The organism is Methylobacterium sp. Leaf117 (genome assembly GCF_001422985.1).
Lineage (GTDB): Bacteria > Pseudomonadota > Alphaproteobacteria > Rhizobiales > Beijerinckiaceae > Methylobacterium.
Map to the genome: position 1 here is coordinate 461,928 of NZ_LMNL01000001.1, position 16,923 is coordinate 478,850.

The window sequence follows — 16,923 nt, forward strand, 5'->3', positions numbered from 1 at the left end:
GACAGGGTTCGGTGCGTGTACTTAGCTGCGCAGCCCCGGTGCCTCCTGGCCCGTCCGTGCGACGTACTCGGTGTAACCGCCGCCGTACTGATGGATGCCGTCCGGCGTCAGTTCCAGGACCCGGTTCGATAGGGCTGCAAGGAAGTGCCTGTCGTGGCTCACGAATAGCATCGTACCCTCATAATTCGCGAGTGCCGCGATGAGCATCTCCTTGGTGCCCATATCGAGGTGGTTCGTGGGCTCGTCGAGGACGAGAAAGTTCGGCGGATCGTAGAGCATCCGGGCCATGACGAGGCGGGCCTTTTCTCCACCCGAGAGCACCCGACAGCGCTTCTCGACATCGTCGCCTGAGAAACCGAAACACCCAGCAAGCGCCCGCAGGGAGCCCTGACCCGCCTGCGGAAAGGCATCTTCCAAGAAGCCGAAGACCGTCCGGTCCCCGTCGAGGACATCCATGGCATGCTGGGCAAAGTAGCCAAGCTTCACGCTGCCGCCGACCGCGACGCTGCCGTCATCGGGCGTGGCGGTTCCAGTGACGAGCTTCAAGAGCGTCGACTTGCCGGCGCCGTTGATACCCATCACGCACCAGCGCTCACGCCGGCGGATCGAGAAATCCAGGCCGTCGTAAATGGTTCGGCTGCCGTACCGCTTGTGTACGTTCTTGAGCATGACGACGTCGTCGCCGGACCGCGGGGCGGGCAGGAACTCGAAGGCAACGCTCTGGCGGCGCTTCGGCGGCTCGACCCGCTCGATCTTGTCGAGCTTCTTCACCCGGCTCTGTACCTGGGCGGCGTGGGAAGCCCGGGCCTTGAAGCGTTCGATGAATTTGATCTCTTTCGCCAGCATCGCCTGCTGGCGCTCGAACTGGGCCTGTTGCTGCGTCTCGTTCAACGCCCGCTGCTGCTCGTAGAAGATGTAGTCACCCGAATAGGTGGTGAGCTGCCCGCCATCGATTTCGACGATCTTCGTAACGATGCGGTTCATGAACTCGCGGTCGTGCGAGGTCATCAGCAAGGCGCCCTCATAGCCCTTGAGAAAGGCTTCGAGCCAGATCAGGCTTTCCAAATCCAGGTGATTGCTTGGCTCGTCGAGGAGCATGACGTCGGGGTTCATCAGGAGGATACGAGCGAGCGCCACGCGCATCTTCCAGCCACCGGAGAGCTTGCCGACATCGCCGTCCATCATCTCCTGGGAGAAGCTGAGGCCCGCCAGAACTTCGTAGGCGCGGCCCTCCAGGGCATAGCCGTCGAGTTCTTCGAAGCGCGCCTGCACTTCGCCGTAGCGCTCGATCAGCGCTTCCATCTCATCGGCTCGGTCCGGATCTGCGAGCGCCTGCTCGACCTCCTTCAGCTCGGCCCCGATCTCGCTGACGGGACCGGCGCCGTTCATCACCTCGGAGACGACGGTACGGCCCGACATCTCCCCCACATCCTGACTGAAATACCCGATGGAGATGCCGCGGTCGGAAGCGACCTGGCCCTCGTCAGGCTGCTCCTCGCCGGTGATCATCCGGAACAGGGTCGTCTTGCCGGCACCGTTTGGGCCGACAAGGCCGACCTTCTCGCCTTTCTGTAGGGCGGCGGACGCCTCGATGAAGACGATTTGGCGGCCGTTCTGCTTACCGATTTTTTCGAGGCGGATCATGGGGTCACGGAAGTTTTGGCGGATTGAGCGGCCTTACGGCATGCTGCCTGCAAACGGTAGTGCAAGGCGGCACCGCGCCGGAACTCCAGACATCCGAAACCCTGATGGTTCCTGGCGTCCGAACGGGATAGGCTGACACATCCTTCCGCAGAATGGTTGTCCGCCCCAACGATGGTTCACACCGGCTATAACCCGGCGCTCGTCGCGCTGTCCGTCACCATCGCGATCTTCGCATCCTACACGGCACTCGATCTCGTGAGCCGCGCGCGGGGTGCGGCAAGCCGAAGACGCCACGTCTGGATCGCCGCCGCTGCAGCCGCGATGGGCGGAGGAATCTGGTCGATGCATTTCGTCGGAATGCTGGCGTTCGAGATGGGAATGCCGGCTGCGTACGATCTTGGAACGACCCTCCTGTCGCTGGCTCTTGCCGTTGCCTGCACCGGCGCCGGTTTCGCCTGGATCAGCCGGCGAGGGGCAACAAGACAAGACCTGCTCATCGCTGGCCCCGTGATGGGACTTGGGGTCGCGGCGATGCACTACACGGGTATGGCCGCGATGCACGTCCCCGGAAATCTTGCCTATGATTGGCGCCTCGTCGGGATATCGGTCGCCATCGCGATCACGGCGGCGACGGCAGCGCTGTGGCTGACTTTGCGCCAGAACAGTGTTTGGCAGACGCTCATCGCGGCCAGTGTCATGGGCATCGCAGTCGCCGGCATGCACTACACCGGGATGGCGGCGGCCACGTTCACCGCCGAGGCCGCCGGCGCCCAGGCGGCGCACATTACAGACCTGGGTCAAGGCCAACAGAACCTCGCCCTTGCGGTGGCGGGCGCGACCTTCCTGATCCTGTTCCTGGCGATGCTGGCTTCGTCGTTCGACCAGCAACGGGTGCAAGAGGAACTCCGCGGCAGCGAGGCCCGCTTTCGTGCGGCCATCCAGGCCGTGCGCGGAGTTCTCTGGACCAATGATGCCGAGGGCAGGATGATCGGCGAACAGCCGGGCTGGAGCGCCATTACGGGGCAGAGCCCAACCGAGTACGCGGGTTACGGCTGGGCGAATGCCGTACATCCCGACGATTCCCAAGCCAGTATCGAAGCTTGGAACGAAACGGTGAGGGCACGCAAGACCTTCGTCCACGAACACCGGGTGCGCATCGCCGATGGCAGTTACCGCCATTATGCCATTCGCGCGGTGCCAGTGACGAACGGCGATGGTTCGATACGGGAATGGGTCGGCGTCCATACCGACATCACCGAGCAGCGCCAAGCCGAGGCGGAACTGCGCGAATCGAACGAGGAGATCCAGCGTTACGCCTACATCGTCAGCCATGACCTCCGGGCGCCCCTGGTGAACGTAATGGGCTTCACCAGCGAGTTGGAGGCGACGCGGGCAGACGTCGGCGCCGCCCTCCAGGGGCATCCACAATCGGCCCGGATCGACGCTGATTTTGGCGAAGCGCTCGGCTTCATCCAGGCGGCCGTGACCCGAATGGAGCGGCTCATCGCGGCAATCCTGAAGTTGTCCCGCGAGGGGCGGCGCAGTTTTACGCCCGAACGCCTCGACATGACGAGCCTCCTCCAGCGCCTCGCCGCCGCGCAGCAGCATCAAATCGAGCAGGCCGGCGCGCGGGTGATCGTCGCCCCGAACCTGCCCCGCCTCGTCGCCGACCGGCTCGCCATCGAGCAGATTTTCGGCAACCTGATTGATAATGCTGTGAAATATCTCGACCCGGCTCGGCCGGGACGCATCGAGGTCACGGCTGAGGCCCTCGGCGGCGGCCGGATCCGCTACCGTATCGCGGATAACGGCCGGGGCATCGCCGAACGGGACCACGCCCGGGTGTTCGAGTTGTTCCGGCGGTCCGGCGCTCAAGACCGGCCCGGGGAAGGGATCGGCCTCGCTCATGTGAAGGCGCTGGTTCGCTCTCTCGGCGGCCGTATCGAGGTCACGTCGGAACTGGGAATCGGCACAACCTTCAGCGTGACGCTGCCCCGCGAGACCGCTACAGGTCAGGGACAGAACGGGTCGCCGATGCGGCTCGCTGCCGAATAGGGGTGGAGCGAAGCGTGAACGCCGTCGAAATCGTCATGATTGAGGACGATGAGGGCCATGCACGCCTGATCGAGCGCAACATCCGTCGCGCCGGCGTGAACAACACGATCCTGCCGTTCCAGGACGGCACCTCGGCACTGCACTACCTGTTGGGTGCGGACGGATCCGGCGAGGTCAGCGCCAAGCGGCACCTGCTCATCCTGCTCGATCTGAACCTGCCCGACATGACAGGTATCGACATCCTCGAGAAGGTAAAGGCGAACCCGCATACCAAGCGCTCGCCAGTCGTGGTCCTGACCACCACGGATGATCAGCGCGAGATCCAGCGCTGCTACGATCTCGGAGCCAACGTCTACATCACGAAGCCGGTGAACTACGAGGGCTTCGCCAACGCTATCCGGCAGCTCGGGCTGTTCTTCTCGGTCATGCAGGTCCCAGAAAATCCATGAAGCCTTCGCTTCCATGACCGCACCGACGCCCCCAGGCCGCGGTCGCGTCCTCTACATCGACGACGACCCTGGTCTGGGGCGGCTCGTGCAACGCGCATTGCAGGCGCGGGGCTACGCTGTAGACCTCGCACTCGATGGCGATAGCGGCCTCCGGCGCCTGGCTCAGGGCGATATCGACGTGGTGGCCCTCGATCATCATATGCCCGGGCAGACCGGCCTCGACATCCTCCCCTGCATCCGTGCCCTGCCGGAGGCGCCGCCGGTGGTCTACGTGACGGGATCGGAGGACAGTCGGGTCGCGGTGGCAGCCCTGAAGGCGGGTGCCGTCGATTACGTCTGGAAGGACCTGCAGGGCCAGTTCCGCGAACTCCTGGGCGAAGCGGTGGATACGGCCCTACGTCAGGAGGCATTGCGGCGCGACAAGGAGCGTGCGGAACGCGAAGTCCGGGAAGCACGGGACCGGGCCGAAATCATGTTGCGGGAGGTGAATCACCGGGTGGCGAACTCGCTGGCGCTGGTGGCGGCCCTGACCCACATGCAGACCAACGCGGTCACCGATCCGGCGGCCAAGGCGGCGCTGCGGGAGATGCAGGCGCGGATTTCGGCGATCGCCGGTATCCACCGGCGGCTTTACACCTCCGATGACGTCGAGGCCGTCGATCTCGACGCCTACCTGGCGAGCCTGGTCGAGGAGCTTCAAGCGGCGATGAAGGCGGCCGGGCGCGACCATGCCATCCGCCTCGACGCGGCGCCGATCCGGCTCGCGACGGACAAGGCGGTGTCGGTGGGAGTCGTCGTCACGGAACTCGTGACCAACGCCTACAAGTACGCCTATCCACCTGAAATACCTGGAGAAATCCGGGTCTCGATCGCCCGCCAGGGTCCTGCCGGCCTGACCCTGACGGTGGAGGATGACGGCATCGGCTGGACCGGCGAGGGACAGCCGAGGGGGACCGGCCTCGGCTCCCGCATCGTCAAGGCGATGGCGGCGAACCTGCGATCGGCCCTGGTCTATGGGACCGGGAGCGCCGGAACCCGGGCGACGCTGTCGTTTCAAGGGTGAGCCGGTTCAGACCAAGGCACCAGCGTTCATGATCCCGTCCGGGTCCAGAGCGCGCTTCAGGGCCCCGATCAGACGAAGCCGGGCCGGATCGGAATAGCGCTCCAGCAGGTCGCGCTTGAAGCGACCGATCCCGTATTCGGCGCTGTAGCTGCCGCCGTATTCCAGCGCGATCGCGTATAGGTCACGGGCAAAACCGGCCTCGATCATGCGCGTGAACGCGAGCCGATCCTGACCCGGCGGCACGACGAGATTGTAATGCAGATTGCCGTCGCCGACATGGCCGTAGACGGAGAGGCGCACCTCGGGCAGGCGCTCGGCCAGCAGAACGGCGGCGCTGGCGAGGAAGTCGGTCAGCCGCGAGATCGGCAGGGCGATATCGTGCTTGACCGAGCCGCCGGCATGCTTCTCCCCCTCGGGGATCGATTCGCGCACCGCCCAAAAGGCGCGGCGCTGCGCCTCCGATTGGGCGAGGACCGCGTCGGTGACCCAGCCGCGCTCCATCAGGGTTTCGAGGCAGCCCATCAGCACGTCGTCGAGGGGGATGCGGTTGGAGGAGGCGGTGAGTTCCAGGAGCACGGCCCCGCCGGGCCCCGCCCTCAACCCGATCTCGCCGGCGCGCAGATCGGCGACGAGGCCGAGGGAGGAAGCCGAGATCAGCTCGAAGGTCGAGGCGAGGTCCGAGGTCTCCCGGCGCACGGTCGCGGCCATGTCCGGGATCGGCGCTCCGGCGGCGAGTTCGAGCCAGGCGGTGGCGCGCTGCGTTTGCGCCGGCCAGAGCTTGAGCACCACGCCGGTGATGATGCCCAGGGTTCCCTCGGCGCCGATGAAGAGTTGCTTCAGGTCGTAGCCGATGTTGTTCTTGCGCAGGGTCCGCATGTCGGAGAACAACGTTCCGTCCGGCAGCACAACTTCGAGGCCGAGGACGAGGTCGCGGGCCATGCCGTAGCGCAGGACCTGGAGCCCGCCCGCATTGGTGCCGAGATTGCCGCCGAGGCGACAGCTTCCTTCGGAGCCGAGGCTGAGCGGCAGGAACAGCCCATCCGCCTCGGCCGCCTTCTGGGCGTCCGCCAGGATCGTTCCGGCATCGCAAGCCAGGGTGAAGTTCAGCGGATCGACGGCACGGATGCGGGTCATCCGCTCCAGGCTGACCACCAGCTGGCGCCGGCCGGGTTCCGGCGTCGCTCCACCGACATAGCCCGTGTTGCCGCCCTGGGGCACCAGGCCGAACCCGCCTGCGCGGGCGAGCCCGACGAGGGCCTGGACCTCCGCGACGCTGCGCGGGCGCAAGACGGCCGGGGTCTCGCCCTGCATCAGGTCGCGGTGGTCGCGCGTGTACCGGGCGGTCATTCCCGGATCGGTGAGGACTCCGCCGACCCCGAGCACGGCTTCGAACGGGGCCAGGTCGTCGCGATTGGGGTCGTCGCGATTGGGGGCATCGCCATTGCGGGCGTCGCGGTTCGACAGGGACTCCGACATGGGGCAGGGCTCTTCGTGGCTGGCGTCGCATCGGGTCGGCCGGTGCGGACGGACCATGTCGTGCGGCCGCGCGGAAGGGAAGCGTGCTTCCTCGCGTATCCGGCGTCCCGGCAGTTCCGGTCCTTGCCGCCATTCGGACTCTTCGGAAGGCTGGAATTCGACCTTGCCCAGGTGCGCGTGGGAGCGCCGATAGCGCCCGCGAATGCCGTCTGCTTCCCGAAACGCTGAGGCATAGTTGTGATCTACGCGGCCTCGTCCCGGGAAGACACCCGCGTCGTGAGCCAATGCTGAAGATCGGCGGGGGCCAGCGGCGGCGACATCCAGTATCCCTGTGCTTCCTCACACTGCCAGGTCCGCAGGATCTCGTAGGCCTGCCCGTCCTCGACACCTTCGGCGACGACGCGGAAGCCGAGCCCACGGGACATCTCGATGAGATGCCGCACAAGCGTTTGCCCCTTGGGGTCGTCGGCAAGATCGCGCACGAACGACTGGTCGATCTTCACCAGGTCCGCGGGCAGGTGCCGTAAGTAGGAAAGACTGCTGTAGCCGGTTCCGAAATCGTCGATGGCCACACGGATGCCCGCGCTTCGGATGGCCCGAAGCTGCTCCTCGACATGCATCCGGTTCTTGATCAGTGCGCTCTCGGTCACTTCAATCTCGAAGGCTGAGGGACGAATGCCGGCCTTTCGCAATTGCCCGATGAGGTCGGTCGCGAACTCGGATTGGTCCAAATTCGCCACCGAGACATTGACCGAGATGGCCAAGTCGATGGCCATGTTTCGCCAAGCGACGATCTGCCGAATGGCTTCGGCCATCACCCAGGCCGTGAGCGGACCGACCAGATCGGTCTGTTCGACGAGCGGAATGAATTCGCCCGGTGAGACGGCGCCGAGTTCCGGGTGCTGCCAGCGAAGCAGTGCCTCGGCGCCGATGCAGTCTCCGGTGCTCAGAGCGATGCGCGGCTGATAGACGAGCGACAGTTCCTGGCCGGAAACGAGCGCCGTACGCATGTCGCTCAGCAGCCGGAAGCGCCGCCGATGGTGATCGTCGGCGACCATCGAATAGGTGCTGACGGAATGGCCCGTGAGACGCGCCTCCTGGGCTGCGTTGTGAGCCATTCGGATCGCATCTTCGGCAAGATGTTGTCCGACCGCCAGCGGCGCGACCCCGATGACCGGGTTCAGCGCAATCCGCACCGGGGCCGAACTTAGGTGGGTGTGCAGCGTGCCAGCCAAGTTCCCGAGACGATCCTTGAACATGGCCTCGCCGTGAAACGAGGGGACAATCCATGCGAATTGGGCTGCCCCGACATGATAGACCTGTGTGCTCAGCCCAAGATTGCTGGAAATCACCCGGGTTGCCTCTCGCATGAGGTCTTCGATGACCCCGACACCCAGGACCCGTACCGCATCCGACATCTTGAGGGCGTCGATGACCTCAACCAGCGCGAGGTGACGCAGCCCTCCGTTTCCCGTGGCCGCCTGATCGTGAAGGTCCTCGAGCAGTTGATGCCGGTTCGGCAGCCCCGTGATCGCATCGACACGGCCGAACGCGTGCTGAAGTTCGACCTGCGCCATGACCATGGCGGCCAGATCGATGAGCACCGCCTGTTCCTGCTTGGAAACCTGGCGCGGCTCCGGACCGAGAACACACATGGCCCCGAGGCAGAACCCTTCGCGTGTGGTCAGCGGGGCACCTGCGTAGAATCGAATCCCGGATCGAGCCAGGAGGCTGTCTCGATAATTGGGATGCTCCATCAGGTCGGGAATCACCAGGGAACCGGACGTGTCCGCCACCTCTGCGCAGGGCGCGCGATCCCGGGGAATCGCCCAGTGATCGACGCCGACCCGGGATTTGAACCATTGCCGATCGCTGTCCGTCAGTGAAATGGCGGCGATCGGGAGATCGAACAGCTGGCTCGCCATTCGGGTGATGCGATCGAAGCTTTCGGCAGGAGGCGTATCGAGGAGCCTCAGTTGCTTAAGAGCATGAAGCCGTTCGTCTTCGGATTTAAGGGTCGCCATTGCCTAACTCATGTTAGTATTGCAGCGATGTTATCGGCCAAATACGAACGCGAAACTAATGCTTAAGGCGAGTTCTACCCTCCTGACGGCTCTGTGCGCTTGCGTCACACCTCGATTGCGGATCGCAGGGGCGCCGTCATCGCGTCGTCAGGGCGCCGCATCGGCGGCTGCTGATTCCCCTATTCCCGGCGGCCACCGTCCCGGCGGGTCCATCGGAAACACGACGTCCGAGGGCGGCCGCCGCTCGGACGAGCGCCGGTCGATTCTGTCGGGACAGCATGGTTCGGCCTCGCCCCGTGCCGCGCAGGTCCGCCGATCCGGAATAGGCACCGATCAGGCGGATGCCGGATCACTCCACATGGACGGCGAGTTTCATCTTGGGGTGCACGCCACACAGGACGATGAAGTCGCCCCGCTGCGGAAACATCATCGTGGTGCGGCTGCCGGGCGCCTGGTCGCCGAAGTCGCGCCGAACGCCATCGGCCTCGATATAGGCGTGGTGCACGGCGGTCGCTTCCTCGTTCGACAGAACGATGGATCCTCCGGCCTGTAAGCTGACGGCCTGAAAGCCGAACCGTCGCGCTTTCTGGATGACGATGCCGGCGATGTTCGACGTCTCGGCATCGGCTTGGAGGCATCCAAGACAGCCCGTCAACGGCAGGACGAACAACCAACCGCGCCTCTTGCTCAGATCGCTCATAACCCGGCGCCGCTCTCCAACCCCTGATGCAAATCCTTCATCGAGAGCCTAAACGGTCACGGTTCCGAGATCGTTGCAATTTGGCGGATGGCAAAACATTCGTCGTTCGTAGTTGTTCGAAAGTGAATCAATCCGTCGAAACCGTTCCGTCCGGAGCTAAGGCTTTCAAATCGACGCTTCGATATCTGTAACATATATCAAGTGTGCTTCATGCTCGCCTGCCATAACGTTTTTCGGAGCGAGCGTTCAGCTTGTAGGCCTGGGCTCGCCTCGTGCCCCCGGACCCGACCACTCTCCCGGTTCAGACACGCCGACATCACCGTGTCGATCCGGCGAAGCCGTGCGTTCAAGGAACCGATGCGAGGAAAATTTCTCTGCCCTACGCCTGGGTCCTGTGCACCGGGTTCGACGATGCGCCGCGCGTTCTCTGATATCGCTGCCATTCCGGCATCGTTGCACCGCCCCCATCCGAAAGAACGCCGCCCATGACCGATCATCCGGCAGGAATCCCGGACGCCGTGCGGGCGGGGCGTCCGACCGTATGGCGCAATCCCCATCGCCGGGCGGCGAGAGAGGTTCTGCCCGGTCTGGCGTTCGGCTTGGCCGAGGTCAGGGCGGCGGAGGCGCGCTGGCGCCGCTTCGATCCGCTGTTGGCCCGACTGTTTCCCGGATTGGAGACCGGGCGGATCGACTCGCCCTTCCTGCCGCTGGACCCGACACTCGCCGCCGAGGTCAGCGGCCTCGATGCGGCGCATCTGTGGGTGAAGGCCGATCACGACCTGCCGGTGACGGGCTGCATCAAGGCGCGCGGCGGCGTCTACGAGGTGCTAATCACGGCCGAACGGCTGGCCTTCGACCAGGGCTGGCTGCGCAAGGGCGAATCCTACGCGCGCCTCGCCGAGCCCCCGATGCGGGCCGCCTTCGGAGCCTACACGGTTGCGGTCGGCAGCACCGGCAATCTCGGCTTCAGCGTCGGCGTCATGGCCCGCGCCCTCGGCTTCCAGGTCGAGGTCCACATGTCCCACGACGCCAAGGCGTGGAAGAAGCAGCGCCTGCGCGATCTCGGCGCCCGCGTGGTCGAGCATGCAGGAGACTACGGCAGCGCGGTCGCGGCGGCGCGCGACGCCTTCGCGGGTCGGGCCGACGCGCATTTCATCGACGACGAGAGTTCGGTCGACCTGTTCCTGGGCTATGCGGCGGCGGCCTTCGACCTCGAACGCCAGTTGGACGAGGCCGGGGTGCGTGTCGATTCCGACCACCCGCTCGTCGTCTACCTGCCGTGCGGGGTCGGGGGCGCGCCCGGCGGCGTGACCCTCGGGCTGACATTGCTGTTCGGCGATGCCGTGCACTGCGTCTTTGTCGAGCCGGTCGCCGCCCCCTGCATGCTGGTGCAACTCGCGGCCGGACTCGACCGGCCGGTCAGCGTCTACGATATCGGCCTCGACAACCGCACCGCCGCCGATGGCTTGGCGGTGTCGAGCGCCTCGCTCCTCGTGGCCGGCACCGTCGGCGGGCTCATCGCCGGCGTGGTCACGGTGGCGGATGCGGACCTGTTCGCCTGGGTCCGCGCCCTGTGGCAGCGGGCCGAGATGCGCCTCGAACCCTCGGCCGCCGCCGCGTTCGCCGCCATCCGCCCAGCGCTCGCCAGCCTCCCCGAATTGCAGATTGCGACCCACGTGGTGTGGACGACCGGCGGTGCCCTGCTGCCCGAGGCCGAGTTCCGCAAGGCACTGGCGGGCGCTGCGTAGGGCGAGGCGACGAGGGAGCGGCCGAACCGGCAGCGCTTGCGCGGCCGGGCGATTTTCCCTGCTACCGCGACCCCTTCGGCTTCCGGACCGCCCCGCACCCTTGCTGCTGGTTCGGGACAGACCGACCGGGTGGGTGATGACCCGGTCGGAACCGGCTCGCCTCAGAGCCCCGGCGGCGCCCAGATCGGGAGGGCGGAGGCGTCGACGGCGCGGGGCAGGAGCCCTTCGGCCCGGAACGCGTCGGCGATGGTCTGCTGCTCGGACAGGCCGGCGCGGGTGACCGGCTCGACCGCGTAGCTGCGGCGCCCGTTGGCCTGCAGCACGATGGCGGGGTCGAGCTTCCACAGGGCGCCGAGGCGCGCCGCGGCGGCCTCCGGGTTGGCCTTCACCCAGGCGCCGGTCTCGCGCAGCTTGGCGAACAGAAGGGTGAGCACGTCGGCGCGCTGTGTCGCGTAATCGGCACCCGCCAGGTAGTAGCGCTTGTACTGCGACAGGCCGGTGCCGTCGCGCAGCACCCGGGCGCCGGTCTGCTGCTCGGCCGCCGACAGGAACGGGTCCCAGGCGACCCACGCCTCGACGCTGCCGCTGGCCAGCGCCGCGCGTCCGTCCGAGGGCGTGAGATAGGCCGGGCTGATCGCCTTGAAGGGCAGCGTCTCCGAGGCCAGGGCGGCGAGCAGCAGATAATGGCTGCCGGCCCCCTTGGTGACCGCGACCTTGCGCCCTTTCAGATCGGCGATGGACCGGATCGAGGACTCGGCGCCGACGAGAATCGCCTGCGCCTTGGGCGAGGCGGCTTCCTGGGCGATGTAGGTGATCCGCGCCTGGGCGGCCTGGGCGAAGATCGGCACGGTGTCGGCCACGTCCGCCGAGACGTCGATCTGCCCGGCATTGAGCGCCTCCATGATCGGAAGGCCGCTGGTGAATTCATGCCAGGAGACGGTCACGCCGAGCGGCGCCAGGGCCTTCTCCAGGGCGGAATCCTCCTTCAGGAGGGCGATCAGCGTCGAGGATTTCTGGAAGCCGATGCGGAGTTTTCCAGGCTCCGCCCGGGCGCCTCCGGGCAACAGGGCGAGGAGGCTGAGGCCGGCGGCGGCCTTCAGCGCGTGGCGACGGTCGATCATGGAAGCGTGTCTCGTTTTGTCGGAAGCATTGTGCGGATTGCGCAGCGGTCAGGGATGCTTGTGGATCGGATCGACCCAGTGGACGGTCTCGGGGCGCTCGACCGGTTCGACATCGGTGATGTTGACCACCACGGCCTCGTTGTCGGAGCGCACCAGGACGCAGTTCAGCGGCTGGTCCGGATCGGCGTTGATCTCCTGGTGCGGCACGTAGGGCGGCACGAAGATGAAGTCGCCGGGGCCGGCCTCGGCCACGTATTCGAGCCGGTCGCCCCAGCGCAGGCGGGCGCGGCCGGAGACCACGTAGATCACGCTTTCCAGAGCGCCGTGATGATGCACTCCGGTCTTGGCGTCCGGGGCGATCGCCACCGTGCCGGCCCAGATCTTCTGGGCACCGACGCGCGCGTGGTTGATCGCCGCCTGCCGGAACATGCCGGGGGTCTGGGCGGTGTTGGGATCGAGCTTGTCGCCCGGGATCACCCGCACGCCATCGTGCTTCCAGCGATCCGCCGGGGCGGCATCGTCGTGCTCTCGGTGCATATGAGCTTGATCGGTCGGGTCGTGATCGTGGTCGCCGTGCATGTCTCGCCTCCTCCTGCGGTGCGGCTCATCGTACCGCGACGGCGGCGGGCGCGAAGCTGCGGTCGAGGATCGCGTCGGCCTTGGGTGCGCGCGCCTGTGGGATCAGCCCGGAACGGACGTACAGGTCGATGTTGCGCTGCTCGTCGGCGATGACGGCCTCGTCGATCGGCACGGCACGGTACTGCGCCCGCGCGAACCAGCGCAGGGGCACCGCCTCCGGAAGGCCGATGAGCTTCGACCAGAGTGCGGCATAGGGGGCGGGGTCCTTCAGCGCCCAGTCGCGGGCCGCGACCAGACGTCGACCGAAATCGGCGAGCAGCGCACGCTTGCGCGTCAGGGCCGCATCGCTCGCGACCGCGAAGCTGAGGCCCGGCGTGATGCCGTTGCCGTCGCGCACCACGCGGGCGAGGCCGGCGAGTTCGGCCGTGGAGGTGTAGGGCTCCCAGGTCGCCCAGGCCTCGACGCTGCCGCTGGCCAGCGCGATCTTGGCATCCGCCGGCGGCAGGAAGCGCAGGGTGACCGCGCCGGCCGGAAGACCCGCTTCCTCCAGGGCCGCCAGCACGACCTGATGGCCGATGGAGCCGCGATTGGTGGCGATGCTCTTGCCCCGCAGGTCGGCGACCGTCTTCACCGGCGAGTCCTTCGCCACCAGGATCGCGAGCCCGTCCTGACGGTTGCGGAAAGCCAGGAAGGCCTTCACCGGCACTCCGGCGGCGGCCGCGAAGGTGAAGGGCGCGTCGCCCACGCCCCCGGCATCGATCGCCCCGGCATTGAGGGCTTCCAGCAGGGGCGCGGCGGCGGGAAACTCGCTCCAGTCGAGGCGATAGGGCAGGTCGGCCAACACGCCGGCCGCTTCCATCAGCGCGCGGGCGTTGCCGCGCTGATCGCCGACACGCAGCACCGCCTCGTCGGCGCGGGCCAGGGCCGTGAGGGCCGGGAGCGCTAGGGCCAGGAGCGCGAGGGCCGTCAGGACGATCCGCATCACGCCGCCTCCGCTCGGGCGCCGCGTCGGGCGAGAAGCCGGCGGAAGGCCGGGATCAGGTCGCGACCGTAGGCGATGGCGTCCTCCAGCGGGTCGAAGCCCCGGATCAGGAAGGTCCGTACGCCGAGGTCGTGATAGGCCAGCAGCGCTTCGGCAACCTGCTCCGGCGTGCCGACGAGGGCGGTGGAATTGCCGGATGCGCCGGTCTCGCGGGCGATGGCGGTGTAGAGCCGGGCGTCGAGGCGGGTGTCCTGCGCCGCCGCGGCGAGCAGGCGGCGCGAGCCCTCGTTCTGCGGCGAGGCGGCCGGACCCAGGCCCTGCGCGGCGCGGGTCGCGCGGGTCCGGGCCAGGATGTCTTCGGCCCGGGCCCAGGCCGCGTCTTCCGTCGCCGCCAGGATCGGCCGGAAGGACAGGCTGAAACGCGGGTCGCGCCCGTGCGGAGCCGCCGCCGCCCGGACCTTGCCGATGGCCTCGCGGACCTGATCCAGGCTTTCGCCCCAGAGGGCGTAGGTGTCGGCATGGCGGCCCGCCACCGCGATGGCGGCCGGCGAGGCGCCGCCGAAATAGACCGGGATGCCGCCCTGGCGCACCGGTTTCACCTCGGAGAAACCGCGCGCGATCCGGTAATGCGCGCCAGCGAAGTCGAAGGGTTTCGCGGCCGTCCAGACCTGACGGACGATGGTCAGGAATTCGTCGGTGCGGGCGTAGCGCTCGTCCTTGGTCAGGTGATCGCCGTCCTGCGCCAGTTCGCGGTCGTCGCCGCCGCTGATGGCGTGAATGGCGACGCGTCCGCCGGTGAGCTGGTCGAGGGTGGCGAACTGGCGCGCCGCCACGGTGGGGGCGGTGAAGCCGGTGCGGTGGGCGATCATCAGGCCGATCCGGTCGGTCACCGCCGCGATCTGGGCCGAGAGCAGGAGGGCGTCGGGCGCCGTCGCATAGAAGGCCAACAGAATGCGGTCGAATCCGCCCCATTCATGGGCCTGCGCCAGCAGGTTGAGGTAATCGCGATCGATGGCGGGGCCGGCAGCCGCATGGGTTTCCGACTGGTCGCGCGGGGCGGCGAACCCGATGAACTCGACGGCATCCGGACTGAGGAAGCTCATGGGGTCTCCTGGGCTTGGGGCGAGTGTCGACGGCGCAAGATTTCAAACGTGCTGGGTTCGGCCCGCTCCGACGGGTCGCAGCGATCCCCCCAATGGTCCTTTCGCAGCATCGTGAAGTCAACGAGAACGTTCGTTTTTCAGAACGATGCCTCACAGAAGATCTTTCCAATCCGCATGGCTCAGCGAGAATTTCGATTGCAAGACCAGGATATCCGGATGGAACCCGAGAAAATCCTTGACCAACCGGGCATTGGATCGACGAACACCCAAACGCCTTGTTCTTTAAAAAGGACGATCCTATGACAGCGCGACGCGTCGGGAGTGGAGCCCATGACCTCACAAACACGGCCGTTGCCCGTTGCGGTGATCGGCGGCGGGTTCAGTGGCCTGATGGCGGCGGAGCGCCTGCTGAACGCGCTCCCACCCGACCGCCCGGTGCTGCTTTACGAGCGCAGCCGCCCCTTCGGCCTCGGGCTCGCCTACACCACCGCGAACCCGGATCATCTGCTGAACCTGCGGGCGACACAGATGAGCGCCGACCCCGACCGTCAGGACGACTTTGCGGAGTGGCTGGCCCGCACCCCGTTCGATGTCCCCGAGCGCAGGGGCATCCGCGTCACCGAAGCAGGGACCTTCGCGTCGCGGGGCGTGTATGGCCGTTATCTCGCCGCCCGCTGGGAGCGCGTGGTCGCCGGGGCGGGTGACCGGCTTCAGGCGATCCATGCGGGGATCGTCGATGTCGAACGAGTCCCCGAGGGCTTCGTGCTGCACGACAGGGATGGAACGACCCGACGAGTGGCCGGCCTCATCCTCGCCATGGGCAACCTGCCGGGGCCGGTCGTCGCAGCGAGCCGGTACCGGCGCGATCCCTGGCGGCCGGACACGTTCGGGTCGCTTGACCCGGACCGCGATGTGCTGGTGATCGGCACCGGCCTGACGATGATGGATTCCGTCGCGACCCTCCGGCATGCGGGCTTTGCGGGACGCATCGTCGCCGTGTCGCGCCGGGGATTGCTACCGAAGCCCCACGCGCCGGTCGCGGCCGGGCACCGCCCGAGCCTGACGCCCGAGATCCGGGCCTCGGCGCGCAAGCTCTTCGGCGCGGTTCGGCACGCGGTCGCGTCGGCCGAGGCCGCGGGGGCGGATTGGCGCGGGGTGATCGACGCCCTTCGCCCGGTGACCGACGAACTCTGGACCGGCTTGCCCCCGACCGAGCAGGCCCGGGTGCTGCGCCACATCCGGCCCTACTGGGACGTGCACCGCCACCGCACGGCGCCACCGGCCGCCGAGGCCATCGCCGCCGAGATCCGGCGCGGGCAGCTGGTCGTGCGGGCCGCGCGCATCGTCGCCCTCTCCGATACGCCGGAGCATGCGGTGGTGACCATCCGCCCGCGCGGAACCCGGGATCGCGAGACCATCGCGGCCCAGGCGATCCTCGACGCCACCGGCTTCAGCCGCCTCGCCGAGACCGAGGATCCGCTCATCCGCGCGCTGCTGAGACGTGGCCTGATCCGGCCCGGTCCCTTCGGCCTCGGCATCGCGGCGACGCCCGGCGGCGCGGTGACCGGACCGGAGGAGGGCCGAGCGACCGATGCGCCGCTCTGGGCCTTCGGCCCGATGCTGCGCGGCGTGCTCTGGGAATGCATTGCCGTACCGGATATCCGCGGCGCGGCCGGCGACCTCGCCGACCGCGTGGCGCGACGGATCTCCGGCTGATGCGATCCACCGGCGCTCAGGCTCGCGCGTCACCGCCCGGCAGCACGTTCTCTCGAAGAGGCCCCGGCCGTCCGTTTGCGCCTACCGCCGGCCGGAACTTCAGAAGCACTTTGTCTGGGCGATACGGTAGATTTCTGCCGTCGGCGGTCCCAATCAGCCGCCGGATGGAGAGGAGTCCCGTGCCGATGCCTGTGCCGATGTCCACGTCCATCTCGAACCCCATCTCCGTCCGCCCATCCTGCTGCCGCTGCCGCTGGCCGATC

Annotated in this window: 13 protein-coding genes; 5 read left to right on the forward strand and 8 right to left on the reverse strand. The window is 67.3% G+C overall.

The annotated features are described in order from the left end of the window. Positions 1-21: 21 nt before the first annotated feature. A complete protein-coding gene (locus tag ASF57_RS02045) occupies positions 22-1,644 on the reverse strand; it encodes an ABC-F family ATP-binding cassette domain-containing protein (RefSeq protein ID WP_056186567.1) in 1,623 nt (540 codons plus the stop codon). Between the two features lie 171 nt (positions 1,645-1,815). Here ASF57_RS02045 and ASF57_RS02050 point away from each other — a divergent pair, with 171 nt between their 5' ends. Genes ASF57_RS02050 through ASF57_RS02060 form a run of 3 tightly spaced genes read left to right on the forward strand, consistent with a single transcriptional unit; the run spans position 1,816 to position 5,211 of the window. Next, positions 1,816-3,699, forward strand: a complete 1,884-nt coding sequence (locus ASF57_RS02050; RefSeq protein WP_056479375.1) for an MHYT domain-containing protein — start codon at positions 1,816-1,818, stop codon at positions 3,697-3,699. 35 nt (positions 3,700-3,734) lie between these two features. Beyond that, complete coding sequence (locus ASF57_RS02055; protein ID WP_056186660.1) at positions 3,735-4,148, forward strand: response regulator; 414 nt, start codon at positions 3,735-3,737, stop codon at positions 4,146-4,148. 13 nt (positions 4,149-4,161) lie between these two features. Next, the gene (locus tag ASF57_RS02060; protein WP_056479378.1) at positions 4,162-5,211 is read left to right on the forward strand and encodes a response regulator; all 1,050 of its coding nucleotides are present in this window, start codon (positions 4,162-4,164) and stop codon (positions 5,209-5,211) included. A gap of 6 nt (positions 5,212-5,217) precedes the next feature. Here ASF57_RS02060 and ASF57_RS02065 read toward each other — a convergent pair whose 3' ends face one another. The 3 genes from ASF57_RS02065 to ASF57_RS02075 all read right to left on the reverse strand — a co-directional run bounded on the left by ASF57_RS02065 (position 5,218) and on the right by ASF57_RS02075 (position 9,411). Continuing rightward, the gene (locus ASF57_RS02065) at positions 5,218-6,687 is read right to left on the reverse strand and encodes an FAD-binding oxidoreductase (RefSeq protein ID WP_056479381.1); all 1,470 of its coding nucleotides are present in this window, start codon (positions 6,685-6,687) and stop codon (positions 5,218-5,220) included. A gap of 242 nt (positions 6,688-6,929) precedes the next feature. Beyond that, positions 6,930-8,711, reverse strand: a complete 1,782-nt coding sequence (locus ASF57_RS02070; protein ID WP_056479384.1) for an EAL domain-containing protein — start codon at positions 8,709-8,711, stop codon at positions 6,930-6,932. 349 nt (positions 8,712-9,060) lie between these two features. Further along, on the reverse strand, positions 9,061-9,411 hold the full coding sequence (locus ASF57_RS02075; protein ID WP_056186550.1) for a hypothetical protein: 351 nt from the start codon (positions 9,409-9,411) through the stop codon (positions 9,061-9,063). A gap of 485 nt (positions 9,412-9,896) precedes the next feature. On the opposite strand from ASF57_RS02075, the gene ASF57_RS02080 reads away from it, so the two are divergent. Beyond that, complete coding sequence (locus ASF57_RS02080; protein WP_056479387.1) at positions 9,897-11,159, forward strand: D-serine ammonia-lyase; 1,263 nt, start codon at positions 9,897-9,899, stop codon at positions 11,157-11,159. 161 nt (positions 11,160-11,320) lie between these two features. Here the strand turns inward: ASF57_RS02080 and ASF57_RS02085 are convergent, their stop codons facing one another. Genes ASF57_RS02085 through ASF57_RS02100 form a run of 4 tightly spaced genes read right to left on the reverse strand, consistent with a single transcriptional unit; the run spans position 11,321 to position 14,944 of the window. Next, positions 11,321-12,280: an aliphatic sulfonate ABC transporter substrate-binding protein gene (locus ASF57_RS02085; RefSeq protein ID WP_056186547.1), complete on the reverse strand. Its 960-nt coding sequence runs from the start codon at positions 12,278-12,280 to the stop codon at positions 11,321-11,323. A gap of 48 nt (positions 12,281-12,328) precedes the next feature. Further along, complete coding sequence (locus ASF57_RS02090; RefSeq protein ID WP_056186544.1) at positions 12,329-12,859, reverse strand: cupin domain-containing protein; 531 nt, start codon at positions 12,857-12,859, stop codon at positions 12,329-12,331. 25 nt (positions 12,860-12,884) lie between these two features. Further along, on the reverse strand, positions 12,885-13,841 hold the full coding sequence (locus ASF57_RS02095; RefSeq protein WP_056479390.1) for an ABC transporter substrate-binding protein: 957 nt from the start codon (positions 13,839-13,841) through the stop codon (positions 12,885-12,887). Continuing rightward, entirely contained in the window at positions 13,841-14,944 is a 1,104-nt protein-coding gene (locus tag ASF57_RS02100) for an LLM class flavin-dependent oxidoreductase (protein ID WP_056479394.1), read from the reverse strand. Before ASF57_RS02100 ends, ASF57_RS02095 begins: the two co-directional genes overlap by 1 nt. Positions 14,945-15,274: 330 nt before the next feature. Here ASF57_RS02100 and ASF57_RS02105 point away from each other — a divergent pair, with 330 nt between their 5' ends. Then, complete coding sequence (locus ASF57_RS02105; protein WP_056479397.1) at positions 15,275-16,660, forward strand: FAD/NAD(P)-binding protein; 1,386 nt, start codon at positions 15,275-15,277, stop codon at positions 16,658-16,660. The last annotated feature ends 263 nt before the right edge of the window (positions 16,661-16,923 follow it).

Excerpts from the sequence above, each read along its gene's own strand:
- ASF57_RS02045 (WP_056186567.1), bottom strand. The coding sequence starts at position 1,644 with ATGATCCGCCTCGAAAAAATCGGTAAGCAGAACGGCCGCCAAATCGTC.
- ASF57_RS02050 (WP_056479375.1), top strand. The coding sequence starts at position 1,816 with ATGGTTCACACCGGCTATAACCCGGCGCTCGTCGCGCTGTCCGTCACC.
- ASF57_RS02055 (WP_056186660.1), top strand. The coding sequence starts at position 3,735 with ATGATTGAGGACGATGAGGGCCATGCACGCCTGATCGAGCGCAACATC.
- ASF57_RS02060 (WP_056479378.1), top strand. The coding sequence starts at position 4,162 with ATGACCGCACCGACGCCCCCAGGCCGCGGTCGCGTCCTCTACATCGAC.
- ASF57_RS02065 (WP_056479381.1), bottom strand. The coding sequence starts at position 6,687 with ATGTCGGAGTCCCTGTCGAACCGCGACGCCCGCAATGGCGATGCCCCC.
- ASF57_RS02070 (WP_056479384.1), bottom strand. The coding sequence starts at position 8,711 with ATGGCGACCCTTAAATCCGAAGACGAACGGCTTCATGCTCTTAAGCAA.
- ASF57_RS02075 (WP_056186550.1), bottom strand. The coding sequence starts at position 9,411 with ATGAGCGATCTGAGCAAGAGGCGCGGTTGGTTGTTCGTCCTGCCGTTG.
- ASF57_RS02080 (WP_056479387.1), top strand. The coding sequence starts at position 9,897 with ATGACCGATCATCCGGCAGGAATCCCGGACGCCGTGCGGGCGGGGCGT.
- ASF57_RS02085 (WP_056186547.1), bottom strand. The coding sequence starts at position 12,280 with ATGATCGACCGTCGCCACGCGCTGAAGGCCGCCGCCGGCCTCAGCCTC.
- ASF57_RS02090 (WP_056186544.1), bottom strand. The coding sequence starts at position 12,859 with ATGCACGGCGACCACGATCACGACCCGACCGATCAAGCTCATATGCAC.
- ASF57_RS02095 (WP_056479390.1), bottom strand. The coding sequence starts at position 13,841 with ATGCGGATCGTCCTGACGGCCCTCGCGCTCCTGGCCCTAGCGCTCCCG.
- ASF57_RS02100 (WP_056479394.1), bottom strand. The coding sequence starts at position 14,944 with ATGAGCTTCCTCAGTCCGGATGCCGTCGAGTTCATCGGGTTCGCCGCC.
- ASF57_RS02105 (WP_056479397.1), top strand. The coding sequence starts at position 15,275 with ATGACCTCACAAACACGGCCGTTGCCCGTTGCGGTGATCGGCGGCGGG.